This is a genomic window from Gilvimarinus gilvus, assembly GCF_030518155.1.
Lineage (GTDB): Bacteria > Pseudomonadota > Gammaproteobacteria > Pseudomonadales > Cellvibrionaceae > Gilvimarinus > Gilvimarinus gilvus.
On sequence record NZ_JAULRU010000135.1, the window covers coordinates 1 to 356 of the forward strand.

1 protein-coding gene is annotated in these 356 nt (G+C 60.1%); it reads left to right on the forward strand.

Annotated elements, in window-relative coordinates:
• Positions 1–323, forward strand: a 323-nt coding sequence (locus tag QWI17_RS00825) for a ferritin-like domain-containing protein (RefSeq protein WP_302720591.1), incomplete at its 5' end; no start/stop codon positions are given.
• Between the last annotated feature and the right edge of the window lie 33 nt (positions 324–356).

Here is a 356-nt window from a genome sequence, read left to right on the forward strand (position 1 = left end):
CGGCCGGTGAACTGCAAAGCGAAGTGCGCCGCCTGGGTGGCGAACCGGAAACCTCTACCAGCTTCAGTGGCGATCTGCATCGCGGCTGGGTCAACCTTAAGTCGATGGTCACCGGCAAGGATGAAGAAGCAGTGCTCAACGAAGTGGAGCGCGGCGAGGACCATGCCCTGAAGGCTTATAAGGAAGCCCGTGAGAAGCTGGTTAAACTGGGCCGCACTGCCTCAGACACTACCTATGCCCTGGTGGAGAAGCAACTGCAAGGCGTGCAGCGTAATCACGACCAGGTGAAAGCACTGCGCAACGCTGCTCGCGCCCGCTCTTAAGCCTCTGGGCCCTCTACCCGGTTACGGCCTTTG